We start from the raw sequence: 16,298 nt of genomic DNA, 5'->3' as shown, positions 1-16,298 counted from the left end.
TGGCTCAGACAGATGGGGCTTACTCTGCGGCTTGTGGCCGCAGAGTACCTTCCCGCCAGGTGCCTCAGGCGCCAAGTATGACCAGCGGCTTACTCCGACGCACCGGGTCCCGACCATGCAGCCGTCCCGCTGGCAGTCTGTCCGTTCTGGTTTTTGGGGGTGTGAGGTGTGGTGGTTTGCCGGGAGGTGGTGGGCCATCAGCGCTGCGCTGGATGGCTGCAGGGGCTGAGTTTCCTTGTGATGTGCCGGGAGGTGGTAGGGCATCGGCGCTGCGTTGGATGTGGGTGGGGTGAGTTTTTGGCGATTTGTCGTGAGGGGATTGGGGGATAGAGGCTGTTTTGGATAGGGTGTGGTGTTTTTGTGTAATATTTAAATTTATTTTTGGAGTATTTTGGATTATAATTATGGAAAAATATGGTTGGCCTGATTGGTTGACTGATTGACTGGTTGATTGATATCCGGAGTTTTGGTGACTGTTTTGTGGGACTTGAGAGAAGAGCTTCGGATGTGTGATGATGAGGGTTGTGTGATGAGCTTCGGATGTATGCTGATGTGGCTTGAGAGAAGAGCTTCGGATGTGTGCTGATGAGGGTTGAGAGATGAGCTTCGGATGTGTGCTGATGTGGCTTGAGAGATGGGCTTCGGATGTGTGTTGATGTGGCTTGTGTGAGGGCTTCGGAGGTTTGTTGGTTTGGTTTTGAGGGTGGTCTTTTTGAGGGCTGCCTGGGTTTTGGAGGAGAGTGGGTTGTATGTGTGATTATGTGGTTTTGCCGCTTTTGAATTCGTCTTTTGAGCCTGGGAGGGCTCGGGAGGTTGTTGAGGGGTTTGTGGATGTGGATTTGAGGAATATTGCGCGGGCTGAGCTTTTTTATTTTACGGGGCAGGCGGAGGAGTGTTGTGAGATCACGAGGGGGTATCTGTCCAGCAGGGTTATTGAGCTGAAGCTTTCGGCGTGTATTTTGTATGGGTATTCTAATCTGACGCTGGGGAATGTGGCGGCGGCTAAGCGGGGGATGGAGGGGATCCAGTCCTGTGTGAAGATTGCTATGAAGAAGAAGGTTCCTAAGGATGTTTATGCGTCCTGTCTTCTGGCGGGGTATGTGGGGGCGGTTTTGCTTCATCTGCCTACGGATGGGATGCCTGCTTTTGGGGAGTACAGCAGGATGCTTCCTGAGGGGCTGAGGCTTTTTGCCACGTATGTGATGGCTCACCATACTTATCTTAACGGGGAGATATGGAGTGCTTATGGGATGGGTAAGGCTGCTTTGTTTATGGCGGAGAGGCCGTATCCGATCAGTATGACGTATATCCACTGTATGATGGCGGTGTGTGCGATAAACCGAAAGCATAAGCAGGAGGCGCAGGAGGAGATGCTCCGGAGCTGGGAGCTGGCGAAGATGGATGGGTTTCTGGAGCCTTTTATTGAGCATCATGGGCTTTTGCGGGGGCTGATCGAGGCTTGTATCCGGAACCGGGATCCGGAGGCGTATCAGCGGATCACGGAGGGTGTGATTTTTTCAGCAGGGGCTGGATGGCGCTTCATAATCCGGAAAACCGGAGAAAGGTTACGGGGGAGCTGTCGACGATGGAGTTTTCTATTGCCATGCTGGCAAGTGGGGGATGGACCAATAAGGAGATCGGAGAGCATCTGGGGATTTCCATTAATACTGTCAAGCATTACCTTACGGATATCTTTTGCAAGCTGAATGTCAAGAAGCGGGATGAGCTGAAAAAATTCATGTTAAAATAGTGACAGAGGCACTTTTTTTTGAAAAAACGGGCCTTACAAAACAACTGGTAGTGTTGTATAATAAATATCACGAATAGTCAGATTTTATCGGAGAAATCAGGCGAAAAGAACCAGTAAACGAGTAAGTTAAGAAGGAGGAGTTGAAGACTGATTTTCGATAGCATCTGATAATGTCAATATCCTTACCAAAAATGCCTGGTATATTGACACTACAATCACATAAGGGTAAAATACTGAAAAGGTGTAACCTGTTTACTCACCGGCTAAAAACATGAAGCTTTTTTAAGAGAAAGGAATATAAACAGAAGTAAAGTAATAAGAAATACAGTACACGTTAATGCACACATAGGAAAGCGGGAAAGGTATGAAAAAATTAAGGAATAATAAGATCAGAAAACTCCTGGCATTTATGGTGGCTTTGGCGTTGATGGTATCCTGTATGCCGAGTGCATATACGATCTCCGCGAGTGAGGCGTTCGGAGATGGAACGGAGGATATATTTACAGATGGCGAAATTACATCTGAACCAGCGGCCGAAGAATCGACACCGGATGTAAGCAGCGCTGACCAGGAGGAAACGGAACAGGCGCAGCAATCGACGCTTACATATGAAAATGATTCTGTTAAAGTAACAGCAGAGGCACTGGAGGACGGAGCTCTTCCGCAGAATACAGCATTGAAGGCTGACAGCGTAAACGAGAATTCATCCGTATCTTATGATACAGTTTCTCAGAAGCTTTCAGCAGCAGCTACAGACAAGGGCAGCAGCCTGAGAGGTTTTTTTGCGTATGATGTGTATTTTGCTGATGGCGACGGAAACAGAGTCGAGCCGAACGGCAGAGTCAGAGTAACTTTTGAGTACAAGACACCGGCAGCACCGGAGCTTACCGATGCAGCCAGCACGAGTGTAACCGTTGAGAAGCTTCATTATAACAGCAGTACCGGTGATACTGATGTTAACACCTTACAGGCCAACGAGGATCTGAAGGTTCTGAATGTCAACGAGGGCAAACAGATCCAGACACTTCAGGTTGAGACTGGCAACGCAGCTGTTTTTGCCGTTATGTGGGATTCTCCTGAGACAGCAGATGTCGAGGCGGAAGCTGTTTCCGGTAATGAGGACGAGGTGCCTATCGCATCAGAGGAGCTTACGGACGGAATGGATATTTCGGACGAGCCTGAGCAGGATGCAGCTGAGACACCGGCAGCAGAGAATCCGGAGGTAACTCCTGGGGAAGAGCCTTCTGAGGAGCCGGCAGTTGAGCCGACAGAGGCTCCGGCAGAGAATCCGGATGTGGTGGAAGAACCGGCAGAGGATATTGCGAGCCCGGAGGAGATTCCGGCAGCAGATGAGAATGGTGAGACAAGCCTGATCGAGGTTCTGGGAGACGATACGAATCTTCGTGTCAGCCCATCTGTCGAGGCAGAGGTTCTGGCAACTGTAAACGCAGGAACACAGCTCACACTTTTGGATACCGTAACAGCAGAGGACGGAGCAACCTGGTACAAGGTTTCCTGGGAAGGAACCGAGGCTTACATAAGAAGTGATATGGCACAGGTTGTTGACAGCAGTGATGAGGCAGAAGAAGTCGAGGATGTGCAGGAAGAAGAAATTCAGCCTGAGATTACCAGATATGATTACACGAGTAACGAGGTCAATGTTAAGGTTACTCTTACCAATCCGGCAGACCTTCCGGACGACGCAAAGCTTTCCGTAACACCGGTAGAGCTCAGCCAGGAAGCCGAAGACCAGATCACCGAAGAAGCGATCAAAGAAAAGAAAGCCATCGAGAAGATTCACTCCTACGATATCAAATTCCTGGTAGACGGCGAAGAGGTTCAGCCGGGTGCTTCAGTGAAGGTATCTGTATCTCTGAATGATGAGAAGAAGATCAAGGATGCGGATGTATATCACGTAGACGAGAATGATAACGTTGAAAATATGGATGGCAGCGTTGCCAAGAATGGTGATGTTGAGTTTGAGACTACGCATTTTTCTACTTATGTAATTGTCCAGAAGGGAAATGACACCATCAATGTTACAGTTAAATATTGTAACGAAGATGGAGGAAAGGAGATTTATGCAGAAGATGTCAAATCGCTTAAAATTGGAGAAAAACTTAAATTAAAAGAGCTTGCTAACTGGAAGGTTACAAAAGTAGTTGTTGACACAAAGTCCGAAGATCACAGAGAGTATCCTTCAGATAATACAGATGTTGAGAAGTCTATAGATCTGGCTGAGAATGCTACAGTTACAGCTTATTATGAAGCTACAACGGGAACAACAATTGGAAAACCGATATTCTTTGATTATACGGTTAAGGTACTAACTAAAAATGGTGGCAGGGATTCTATAAATAATCCGGAAAATTATAGTGATCCGAAAAGTGATAAAAAGTTAACAGTAGGTGGATATGACGCTAGTAATGGTAATGGAAGCGCTATAGATAATTATGATGATTATACCTATAAATGGTGGGATAATGGGCAATGTCCAAATAGCTGGAGTGGAAAATGGGCAATTAATAAAGATGGAAATAAAGATGGAAGAGTAACAGTAAAGGGATTATTAAATAGTGTTAACGGACCGAACGTTACATTTAATTATGCAGACCCAGGATTTTTTAAACAGCAAGATTTACCTGTAAAAGATAAAGATGACAAGACAGTATATCTTAGAAAAGTATATAAGGATTATGTACTTAATTTTGATAGAACTGGAGATACGTATAAGTTATCAACTGTTCATGATGGAAAGGGAAATTGGGTTGCAAATGCTGGTGGTGATTTCTTCCCACTGGATCCTGTTGGATATCAATCCGGTGCTAATTACAATACTAATGTAGAGGATTGGAATGCACATAACTATTTCTTTGGATTGCGTTATGATATTAAGTTTACGCTTGGAGATTATATTGGAGCTCTTAACTATAACTTTACCGGTGATGACGACTTATGGGTTGTTTTGGACGGAGATAAAGTAGTTATTGACCTGGGTGGAATTCATAGTGAAGCTACTGATAAAGTAGATTTGTGGAAGTACTTAAAAAATACAGATAAAAACGCTGAGCATACATTAACAGTTCTTTATATGGAAAGAGGAGCTGGCGCTTCCAATTGTAAGATGGAGTTTACGCTTCCAAATGCAACTATTTCACAGGTTACAACAGATCCACTTGGAACATTAGAATTACAGAAAGTAAATTCTAATAAAGAGCAAGGATTGAACGGAGCCCGTTTTACACTTTACGGAGATCCTGATTGTAAGAGTGAAATTGGAAGTGTAGAATCTGCACGAGTTGATAATGTGGATGGTAAAGTAATTTTCAGAAGTTTAAGAGAAGGAACTTACTATTTAAGAGAAACACAGGCTCCAGATGGTTATGTAGGATCTACGGAAACATGGACTGTAGAGGTAAAGAAAAACAGTGATAATACGGAAGCTTTAGTTACTTTGAAGGACAGTTCCGGAAAAACAGTTGAGGATAAGAAGATTGTTAACCAGACGCGGCAGGAAATTATTGAATCCAGTATGGATTACAGTAAGACTGCAACTGTAAACGACTGGGATAAGAGAACTTATGACATCAATATTACAGCATCGTCCAAAACAACAAGTTCTAGCGTAGTAACAACAGGTGGAGTTGCGGATGTAGTAATGGCATTAGATGTTTCTGGCTCCATGAGATATACACAGACAGCGGGAGATACGGATACAAGCTACGTTAGCGTTGGAAAATATAATAATATTAGAAATTCATTGAAGCCAAATAAGATTTATTACTATAGTTATTTTTTAAATAAGTATCCAATGATTAATGTAGGTAATAAGTGGATGTATTATTATACTGGTTTGATGGGGAGGTATTGGAAGGAGATTGAGGATTCTGATGATACTAATATATATCAGTGGCCATCAAGAATAACTGCGTTAAAAGAAGTAGTAAATCAATTTATAAGAAATACGGCTACAAGTTCATCTGAGAGTAATATAGGACTAGCGCCATTTAATACAGCTGTTACAAATGCTACAGAGACATTGTTAAATGTTGATAAAAATAAGGATACTTTGATAAAAAATGTTAGTCAGTTGTCTGTAACAGGCGGAACATCACCACATACAGCATTAAATAAAGCATTGGAACTCTTGAATAATGCTAAAAATCCTAAATATGTAATCTTGTTTACCGATGGAGAACCGACAGGTGATGGTAGTGTGTGGGATGATAACTATCAGGATTATGCAGAAAAGGCAGCTAAGGAATTAAAGGATAAAGGTATCAAAGTATTTACGGTAGGTTTTGCATTAAGTGAGAGAGGACAAAAATTCCTGGCAGGTGATAAAGATGATTCGACAAATTATCCAGGAATTGCATCTAAAGGTTGTGCATTTAATGCGACTAATGCGGAGGATCTTGCTAAAATTTTTGAGAAAATCCAACATACAGTTACTGAGGATACTGCTATTCAGAATGCTATTGTTACAGATGTAATTGATCCGAGATTTGTAATTCTTGACAAAGAGGGAAATGCTATCACAGCGGATCAGTTAAAGGATGGAAAAACAGTCAAAGTTAATGACGGAACAGTTTATCTTGATGCTAAGGGAAATCAGTGTATTAAATGGGAAGGACAGAGAATTCCTAATAAAAAGGAAAATGAAGCCGGCAATGCTTGTTGGAGTAAATCTATTAAAGTAAAAGCCAAAGATGATTACATCGGTGGCAACAATGTTCCAACCAACGTATCGCCGGATTCAAAGATTTCTACGGGGTATGGAGATGCAATTTTACCACAGCCAAGGGTCAATGTAAAATCTGATTTGGCAGTAAACAACAATGAAACAACAATTTTCTATGGTGATAAGGTTCCAACAGCGGAGGATATTTTAAAGGTATTGTTTGATAAGGCAAAGCCTCAGGGATATGTGACTCAGCTGGATGGAAAGAAGAAATTAGTGACCTATACAATGGGTGCTAATGGACAGGCATTTAATGAAAATGATTTTACATTAACATGGTATGAAGATGAAGCTTGTACCAAACCGATTGAAGTAGGGAATATGGCGAAAGTTTTTCCTGAGCCAGATTCTAAAAAGTATTATTTGAAAGTAACGTATAATGCTGGTGGAGATACTCGCACAGTAACCGCTATAAATAGCGACACTGAGAAGTATCCAAATAAAGAATATGGAGTTTATACAATTCATATTATCAAAGGTCAGATTCAGATTACTAAGAAGCTTAAAGAAGCTGCAAAGCAAAATGGAACGTTTACCTTTAAGATTTATAAAAATAGTGCAGAGGAATCAAACCTTGTAACAACAGTAACTGCGACTGTAAAAACTGGGGATACTGACGCTAAGTTCACTATGGGGAATGATGAATCTAAAGCCATTGTTGGTGGGTTGGCTCGTGGTGAGTATATTGTGAAGGAAGTAAGCCAGAGTGGTTATCAGTTGCTTAGTGCAGAGAATGATTCAAAAGTAACAAATTGTAAATCTGAAAAGAGTGAAGATATCAAATTTAAAGATATCAAATTTACAATTGGTACAGACAACGATAACAAAAATGCATTAGAGGCTGAAGCACTGAAGGTTGAAGGTGTTGATTATGCAAAGTATGCAGGTCCAGGATGTGTTGGTAAAGTTGATTATACTAACAAAGAAACTGTGGCTAATGTAGATTTTGTAAAAGTTGATGCGGCAGATAATAATATAACGATTAATGGAGCAATGTTTACACTTTATAAAGCGGATGAAAGCTGGACTAAAGGTGAAGAAGTCGAAGTTGTGACATCTAAAAATGGTGGAACATTTGGATTTGAAAAATTGCTTCCAGGTAATTATCTGTTAAATGAAACAAAAGCAGCTACAGGCTATTCGTTAGTAACTGAGCCTTGGAAAATCGTCATTAAAAATAACGGAGAAGTTACAGTTACAAAGAATGACGGAGAACCAGTAATAGCAAAGAATTCTGATAAGAGATATATGATTGAAAACGCAAAGGTATATTCCTTACCAGAATCCGGTGGTCCGGGAACATATGGATTTACAATCAGTGGTGTAGCGATTCTTGCAACTGCACTCCTGTTGTTTATAAATAATAAACGAAGGTAGGAAGAAGCAAAGAGATCGTAACACATTAATTGTAAATGGCCGATGAAGGGCGAAAAAGAAAAATGCAGAGAAAGAAAGAAGCAAACCTTATGAAAAATTTATTTAAAAAGATTGGTGCATTATTAGTGGCAGCGGTTATGGTACTGTCTATGTGCACAGCGGTATTTGCAGATGGAAATGCTACAATTAAACTTACAGATTTTAATACGGCAGACAGTGTTGAGTGTATGCAGATCATTCAAAAGGATGAGAGCACAACTTCTGGTTGGGCATTTACGAATGGAGCAGGAGCATGCTTCATAGAAGCATTAGGAATGACAGATTCCGCTGATGCACAGCAGGAAGTTATCTGGGGATTAATTAAGTTTCAAGATCCTAATGTTGTTTTACCGACTGGTGTAACAGCAAAACAGGTAACAGCAGCAAATATTGACTTAGCATTAAGTAAAGTTGCAGCACTTACTGGATTCACAAAATTAACAGATAAGACAAAAATTGAAGTAAGTGAAGCTGGTATTTATGCAATTAAAGCAGAAGAGGAAGGCTATACTTATAAAACAGCAACTGCTTATGTAGGATTTGGCGAGCCATATCCAGCGTTATCAGGTACAGAAGTAATTGCTAAAAAATCTTCAACATCTGTAGATAAAACAACAGAAGATGCCGATCATGTAGTAGCAATTGGAGATATTGTAACTTATACAATCGAAGCATACGTACCTTTTATTGATGCAGCAAATACAGAGAACAGAACATTTACAATCACTGATAAAATTACTGGTGCTGATTACTATTTAGCAGGACCAAATGCTGTTAATAGTGTAACAATGGAAGGCAAAGATGGCCAGGTTGGTAAAATCGTAGTAAATGATAAAGGCAATGGATTTACTGTTGATTTAGGTGAATTAGTTGCAGATACAGCTAATCCGAATGCTGGAAAGAAAATTACAGTTACTTATACCGTAAAAGTAAATGAAACAACAGTAAAAAATGAAGCAGGTAGCCATGCAGCAGGTGTAGATTACGGCGGAAATAATGTTCCGGTTAAGTTATTTACTGGAGAATTAGTTCTGATGAAATATGGCGATGGTGATGTGAATAAGGCATTGGAAGGTGCTGAGTTTGTATTGTATAAAGATGGAGAAGAAGTACCGTTAACGTTCGTAAAGGAAGAAAAAACTGGAAAATATAAATATGCTCCAGATACAGAAGGTGCTGATTCAAAACTTGTGACAGATGCAAATGGTTATATTGACGTAGAAGGTTTAGATGTTGGTTCTTATCACTTTGAAGAAACAAAAGCACCAAAAGGATATTCTATTAATACAGATGGTAAGACACTTACACTTACTGTAGACGGAGAAGTTGCTACAGCTAAATTGTATAATGAAGGTGGCTTAAATGATACAAAACTCAACTCCCTTCCATCCACAGGTGGCATGGGAACATACCTCTTCACTATCATCGGTGTTGTAGTTATGGCTGGCGCTGCTGGTGCTTTCTTCATCAGCCGCAGAAAAGGATCTGAGGAGTAATCATTTGATTGCCGGATTGATTCAATTCAAAAATTATTTATAAGCAACGACAAAGCAAGTATTAAGACAGAATAGTTTCTGATTATTCTGTTGAAGAAATCATTACCGCCCGGCCCCTTCGGGGGCCGGAATGGTAATACAACAGTATGGAGAAACCTATGAGAAAGAATAAGAAGAAAAATTATATTGGACTTGGTTTGCTGTTTCTGATAGGGTTGTCCATACTGCTGTATCCAATGGTCAGTGATGCCTGGAACCGGTACAGGGACAGCCTGCTGATCAGTAATTATAGCAGCAGTGTTTCTTCGGATGATAATTCGGAGAAGATTGACAGCATGTGGAAGGCAGCACAGGAGTATAACGAACAGATCAAGCAGGAAAGTGTGCCGGATGCTTTTTCCGTGAGGGATGGACAGACGGACAGTACATATGAGTCTCTTCTGAACCTGAATGGTGATGGAATGATGGGGTATGTGGAGATTCCTGTGATCGATGTGAGCATTCCAATCTATCATTACACGACAGATGAGTCTCTGGAGAAGGGCGCCGGTCATTTGTTCGGCAGCAGTCTTCCGGTTGGCGGCAAGAGTACTCATTGTATTTTGTCGGCACACAGAGGACTTCCAAGTGCGAAACTTTTTACAGATCTGAATCTTGTGGAAGAGGGAGATGTTTTTTACCTGCATGTGCTGGGTAAGACTCTTGCCTACGAGGTGGATCAGATTCTTACCGTTCTTCCGGAGCAGACAGAGTCTCTGGGTATCACGGATGGGGATGATTATGTAACGCTGGTTACGTGTACGCCTTATGCGGTGAATACGCACAGACTTCTGGTGAGGGGACACAGAGTTCCGATGAAGGCTGCGAAGGCGGTTCAGAAAACAGAGAAGAAGGTTACCGGAATCACCAATCCGACGCTTCCGATGCTTGCTCTCTGTGTTGTGATCGGAATTGTGATCGCGGTGATCCTGGTTGCCGGTATCAATTCTGTTCAGAACAAAAAACGACGCAGGAAATGATTTATGGCTAAAAAGAAAAAAAAGAAAAAGAGTAATGTTGTCCTGAACATCATTATCGTTCTGGTGTTTCTGGCGGGTGCGGGTGTGTTCCTTTATCCCACGATCAGTGATATGTGGAACCAGTATCGTAATGCCCAGCTGGTCAGTAAGTACGAGGAAGCGGTAACGGAGCTTTCGGACAACGACTATGACAGGCTGTGGAAAGAGGCGAAGGAGTATAATGCCGAGCATCCGGTGAATGCCATTGTAGATGCTTTTGAGGAAGAGGATACTTATGAGCTGAGTCATCCTTATGACAGGGTTCTGGATCCGAACGGTGATGGTCTGATGGGGAGTATCGAGATCCCGAAGATCAAAGCCAGACTGGCGATCTATCACGGACTGAGCAAAACGGTCCTGGAAAAGGGTGTCGGTCATGTGGAGGGTACCAGCCTTCCCATCGGAGGCAGGAGCACCCATGCGGTTCTGGCGGCGCATCGAGGTCTTCCTAACGCAAAGCTTTTTACAGATCTGGATCAGATGGAAAAGGGAGATATTTTTATCCTGCACATTCTTGGCAAGCATCTGGCCTACAAGGTGGATCAGATCAAGACGGTGCTTCCGGATGAGACCAGTGACCTGGATATTATCGAGGGTGAAGATCATGTGACTCTGATCACGTGTACCCCTTATGGAGTTAACACCCACAGGCTTCTTGTCCGGGGAGTGCGGACGAAATATGTGGTGGAAGATACAAAGAATGACGAAACGATACCGCAGAAGCTTGCTGTTGTGGATCCGAAGAGGGTTCTGGCCGGCGGCGCTGCAGTGCTTGTTGTTCTGATCCTGCTGATTTATCTGATCGTCCGTCATAGGGACAAAAAACGGAAAAAGAAGCAGCTTTCAGAAAGGAAAGAGGAGGCAGAGAGCGATGAAAAATAGAAGAAAGCAAGGGAAAATATTCCGGAGCCTTCTGGCTGTTCTGATGCTGACGGCTATGCTGGTCACGAGTGTTTTGCAGCCGGTTTTCGCCGGGGATTATGAAGCTGGAAAAACAGGTAATCTGACGTTGACGGTTCAGCAGGCGGATGAGGAGGGAAACCAGACTCCGCTGCAGGATGTAGAGCTGACGATCTACAAGGTTGGCAGTGTGAATTTTGATGGCAATGTGCATTTCGTGCTGGATGAGGCACTGGCTGCCGCAGCAATCGATTTTGATTCCATCACGACGGCTGATGGCTGGTATGAAGCGGCAGAGAAGCTGGCGGCTATGATCGTCAGCGGAAGCGTGGATGTGTGGGGTATGTCCAAGTCCTCTGATGCAGAGGGAAATATGACTTTCGCTAAACTGGCTGAGGGTATGTACCTGGTGGTGCAGACAGATGGAAACAGTGATGTTAGTGGTGTTACGGTTTCACCGATGCTGATCTCCGTTCCTTTTGCAGATCAGGAGCAGGGCTGGATGTACGATGTACAGGCTTATCCGAAGTCTGTAAGTAATCCGCCGAAGCATACACAGATCCAGGTTACGAAGAGGATCTATAATGTTGATGAGAACGACAATGTGATTCCTCTGGAAACGAAAGAGGATGTAACTTATAAGGTTGGCGTTTTTTCGGATCAGGAAGGTACGATCCCGTTCCGTGATGATTATTTACAGGATATCCATATCCAGAATGCTTCCAGTGGTACAGCTACATGGACGGATGTTCCGGATGGCACCTATTATGTATTTGAGCTGGATGAGGATGGAAATCCTATTCAGCAGAATACGAAGATCAAGGTGGATGATGAGAATCTTTACTACTACAATGTAACGAAGCCGAATGGTGAGAGTGAAGAGAAGTCCAATCAGGTTGTGATCGGTGGAGATAGTGGTGCTACTGAGGCTGCGGCTTATGTAAATAACTATTATACAAAGATTTCTGATGTATTTAGCCGTAACGGATATATCAACATTAAGAAGAATGTGATGATCGATGGTGTTGCTTCTACTGTGGATGATACGTTCTATGCAGGTGTGTTCTCCACTGAAAGTAACGGTGAGCTGACGCTTGAGAAGGTAGTGACTCTGAAACAGAATGGTAGTGTTGAGGTAATGTTGGATCTTCCAAAGGATCAGGAGATCAACAGTGTTACTTATACTGTTCTGGAGACGGATAAGGATGGAAATCCGGTTGATGATGATACCTTTAAGTATACAGTTACCGGTCAGGGTGAGGTTACACTGAATAATGATAACCGATATACTGTAACAAAAGAGATCACCAACAGTCTTTCTTCCGAGCCGACACCGATTCCGACTGTTACACCTGGTGGAAATCATGGTGGAAATGATAGGATCACTCCGATCCCGAATAACGGTACAGCGGGCGGAACTGCTCCGAACGATACCAGCGGTACAGCAAGACGTTCTGTAAAGACCGGCGATGATACACCGATCGGCGTATGGGTTGGAATCCTTGCAGCAGCGATCATTGTTGGCGGTGGTGCAGCTTATGGAGTTAAGAGAAAGAAGAAAAAATAAATAACGGATCATTCTGAAGGATGATCGATGGAAGAACCGGGCGATGTGGATGCCCGGTTCTTTTTTTGGAATATTTATGTATTGGGGATGAAAAAGCAGCGGGTGATATTTTTTATCGAAAATTGCTCTTGACATTTTGGTATGATAAGTATATTGTATGTGTTGCAGTAAATTTCATAAAAGATAGCCTTTTATTCAGAGTGGTGGAGATACAAAGGATCTGTGAAGCCACGGCAACCCCGGAGAATCCAGGAAGGTGCCAACCTGAGCGAGCAATCGAACAATAAGAGGATTGTTTACAGAACTTAAACAGTCCGGATTGTACGGGCTGTTTTTTATGTATATAACCATTGTTTTATTACAAAAGGAGAAGATCATGGAGAAAATTTTATTTACATCTGAATCTGTAACTGAGGGTCATCCTGACAAGGTCTGCGACTCTATTTCCGATGCGATCCTTGATGCTATGATGGCACAGGATCCGATGAGCCGTGTTGCATGTGAGACTGCTACTACAACAGGTCTTGTACTTGTTATGGGCGAGATCACAACCAAGGCTAATGTTGATATCCAGAAGATCGTTCGCGATACTATCCGTGAGATCGGATATGACAATGCGGATTATGGCTTTGATGCAGATACCTGTGCGGTTATCACATCACTTGACAAGCAGTCCACAGATATCGCTATGGGTGTTGACAAGGCTCTTGAGCAGAAAGAGGACGATATGAATGAGGACGAGCTGGATTCCATCGGTGCCGGTGACCAGGGTCTTCAGTTTGGTTATGCTTCCAATGAGACTGAGGAGTATATGCCATATGCCATCAACATGGCTCACAAGCTTGCTCAGCAGCTGACAAAGGTTCGTAAGGACGGCACTCTGAAATATTTAAGACCGGATGGAAAGACTCAGGTTACTGTTGAGTATGATGAGGCCGGCAAGCCGAAGAGAATCGATGCTGTTGTATGCTCTACACAGCATGATCCGGATGTTACTCAGGAGCAGATCCATGAGGATATTAAGAAGTATGTTTTTGATGCGATCATTCCGGCTGATATGGTTGATGCGGATACGAAGTATTTCATCAATCCGACAGGTCGTTTTGTTATCGGCGGACCTCACGGTGACAGTGGTCTGACAGGTCGTAAGATCATCGTTGATACCTACGGCGGAACAGGACGTCACGGCGGCGGTGCTTTTTCCGGTAAGGATTGCACAAAGGTTGACCGTTCTGCTGCTTATGCTGCACGTTATGTTGCAAAGAACATTGTTGCAGCCGGTCTTGCTGACAAGTGTGAGATCCAGCTTTCCTATGCGATCGGTGTTGCGCATCCGACTTCTGTCAGTGTGAATACCTTCGGAACAGGTAAGCTTTCTGAGACTAAGCTTGTTGAGATCGTTCGTGAGAATTTTGATCTTCGTCCGGCTGGTATCATCAAGATGCTTGACCTTCGCCGTCCGATCTACAAGCAGACTGCTGCTTATGGTCATTTCGGCCGTACAGATGTTGATCTTCCATGGGAGCATCTGGACAAGGTTGAGACTCTGAAGAAGTATCTTTGCAACAGCTACGAATAATCGTTTCAGAAGAATAAAGAGTGAAGCCCCCGGTAGTGCCAGTACCGGGGGCTTCTTGCATGGTGAGATGGGGTTTTTTATAGAAAATTTAGAGATAGGGAATATAGTTTATGTTATAATACGTGTATGTGAATGTGTGAATTTATAAAGGACGGAGATACAGATGAAGTTAAAAACACGTATTATTGTGGGCTTCGTTGCGATCATTCTGCTGCCGCTGCTTCTTTTTTCCGCAAGTCTGTACGGGTTCAGCCAGACGCAGGCGAAGCATGTGCAGGAGAGCAGCAGCCAGGCTTCGGATTCCAGCCAGATGGTCTATGATATTTCGCTGCCGCAGTCTTCCAGCAGCCAGGTGAAGCTGATGGCCAAGGATATGATCCTGACCGCAACGATCATCCTTGTTTTTACCGCGTTGTCCGTGGGGCTGTGGATCTACAGGAGCATTGCGGTTCCGCTGGTGAAGCTTAAGAAGGCTACCAAGAACATCAAGGAGGGGAATCTGGATTTTGTGCTGGAGGTTGAGGGGAATGATGAATTTTCCCAGCTTTGCCAGGATTTTGAGGAGATGCGTAAGCGTCTGAAGGAGTCCACGGAAGAGAAGATCCTGATGGATAAGGAGAATAAGGAGCTGATCAGCAATATTTCCCATGATCTGAAGACGCCGATCACTGCGGTGAAGGGTTATGTGGAGGGGATCATGGATGGTGTGGCGGATACGCCGGAGAAGATGGACCGGTATGTGCGTACCATTTATAATAAGACCAATGAGATGGATCATCTGATCAATGAGCTGACCTTTTATTCCAAGATCGATACCAATCGTATTCCGTATACGTTCAGCAAGCTGAATGTGGAGGATTATTTTTCGGATTGTGCGGAGGAGCTTGGGCTTGAGATGGAGACCAGGGGGATCGAGCTTGTGTATGCCAATTATGTGGAGAAGGGTGTGCAGGTTATTGCGGATGGTGAGCAGATCCGCCGTGTGATCCATAATATCGTGAGTAATGCCATTAAGTATATGGAGAAGCCAAGGGGGATCATCCAGCTTCGGGTGAAGGATGTGGGTGATTTTATCCAGGTGGAGATCGAGGATAACGGCAAGGGTATTGCCGCCAAGGATCTGCCGTATATTTTTGACCGTTTTTACCGTACCGATGTTTCCAGAAATTCTTCCAAGGGAGGAAGCGGTATCGGACTTTCCATCGTAAAGAAGATCATGGAGGATCATGGTGGAAAGGTCTGGGCCACAAGCCGGCTGGGAATCGGAACGATCATGTATTTTGTTCTCAGAAAATATCAGGAGAATATCTTAAGTGATCAAAACTGTTGACTGATATGATTAAATGTGTTTGAATTTACTCAAAAGAGTAAATTATTATGAACACATCAAATATCACAAATTACAAGCTAAAAGATTTTGCTGAACTGTTAGGTGTATTTGTAAAAACATTACAGCGTTGGGATAGAGAAGGAACTCTAAAGGCAAACCGAATTCCAACTGATAGACGTTATTACACTTATGACCAATATCTGCAATTCAAAGGAATAAATACTGAAGATGACCAACGTCAGGTAGTTATTTATGCTAGTACAGCGAAAATTAAGTTTCTGCTATATTGACGCAGCAGATGAAAAATCAGACAAGTCAATATGGCGGTTACTTAATATTCGCTGTACTAGGGTATCTACAAGAAATCAAAAAGATGATTTACAAAACCAAGTTGTATTTTTACGATAGTTTTGTAATGCCAAAGGTATTATTGTAGACCAGTGTATTGAAGATTATGGAAG

The 16,298-nt window shown here is 43.1% G+C and carries 8 protein-coding genes, 1 pseudogene and 1 riboswitch; all 9 genes and pseudogenes read left to right on the top strand.

Annotated elements, in window-relative coordinates:
* Positions 1–1,531: 1,531 nt before the first annotated feature.
* Positions 1,532–1,750, top strand: a complete 219-nt coding sequence (locus tag NE638_RS18310) for a helix-turn-helix transcriptional regulator (RefSeq protein WP_044961618.1) — start codon at positions 1,532–1,534, stop codon at positions 1,748–1,750.
* Between the two features lie 676 nt (positions 1,751–2,426).
* Positions 2,427–7,868 (top strand): SpaA isopeptide-forming pilin-related protein, encoded by a 5,442-nt coding sequence (locus NE638_RS16700; protein WP_173746757.1) that lies wholly within the window; start codon positions 2,427–2,429, stop codon positions 7,866–7,868.
* Between the two features lie 62 nt (positions 7,869–7,930).
* Complete coding sequence (locus NE638_RS16695; RefSeq protein ID WP_173746756.1) at positions 7,931–9,403, top strand: SpaH/EbpB family LPXTG-anchored major pilin; 1,473 nt, start codon at positions 7,931–7,933, stop codon at positions 9,401–9,403.
* Between the two features lie 158 nt (positions 9,404–9,561).
* Positions 9,562–10,422 carry a class C sortase gene (locus NE638_RS16690; RefSeq protein ID WP_227752307.1) on the top strand — a complete coding sequence of 287 codons (861 nt, stop codon included), beginning with the start codon at positions 9,562–9,564 and terminating at the stop codon, positions 10,420–10,422.
* 3 nt (positions 10,423–10,425) lie between these two features.
* Positions 10,426–11,343, top strand: coding sequence for a class C sortase (locus NE638_RS16685; protein ID WP_173746754.1), 918 nt, complete (start codon positions 10,426–10,428; stop codon positions 11,341–11,343).
* Positions 11,333–12,928, top strand: a complete 1,596-nt coding sequence (locus NE638_RS16680; protein ID WP_173746752.1) for a pilin N-terminal domain-containing protein — start codon at positions 11,333–11,335, stop codon at positions 12,926–12,928. The genes NE638_RS16685 and NE638_RS16680 overlap by 11 nt, the downstream gene beginning before the upstream one ends.
* Before the next feature lie 188 nt (positions 12,929–13,116).
* A riboswitch (SAM riboswitch) is annotated at positions 13,117–13,218 on the top strand.
* Positions 13,219–13,304: 86 nt separating this feature from the next.
* Entirely contained in the window at positions 13,305–14,507 is a 1,203-nt protein-coding gene (gene metK, locus NE638_RS16675; protein ID WP_022427323.1) for a methionine adenosyltransferase, read from the top strand.
* A 163-nt stretch (positions 14,508–14,670) separates the two neighbouring features.
* On the top strand, positions 14,671–15,837 hold the full coding sequence (locus tag NE638_RS16670; RefSeq protein ID WP_021650572.1) for a sensor histidine kinase: 1,167 nt from the start codon (positions 14,671–14,673) through the stop codon (positions 15,835–15,837).
* A gap of 47 nt (positions 15,838–15,884) precedes the next feature.
* Positions 15,885–16,242: pseudogene (locus NE638_RS16665) on the top strand (MerR family transcriptional regulator); the annotation flags it as partial.
* Between the last annotated feature and the right edge of the window lie 56 nt (positions 16,243–16,298).

The sequence above is a fragment of the Blautia sp. MSK.18.38 genome (genome assembly GCF_024460535.1).
Taxonomy (GTDB): Bacteria; Bacillota; Clostridia; order Lachnospirales; family Lachnospiraceae; genus Blautia_A; species Blautia_A fusiformis.
The sequence above is the reverse complement of the archived record's forward strand: the minus strand, read 5'-3'. Positions and strand labels throughout refer to the sequence as shown.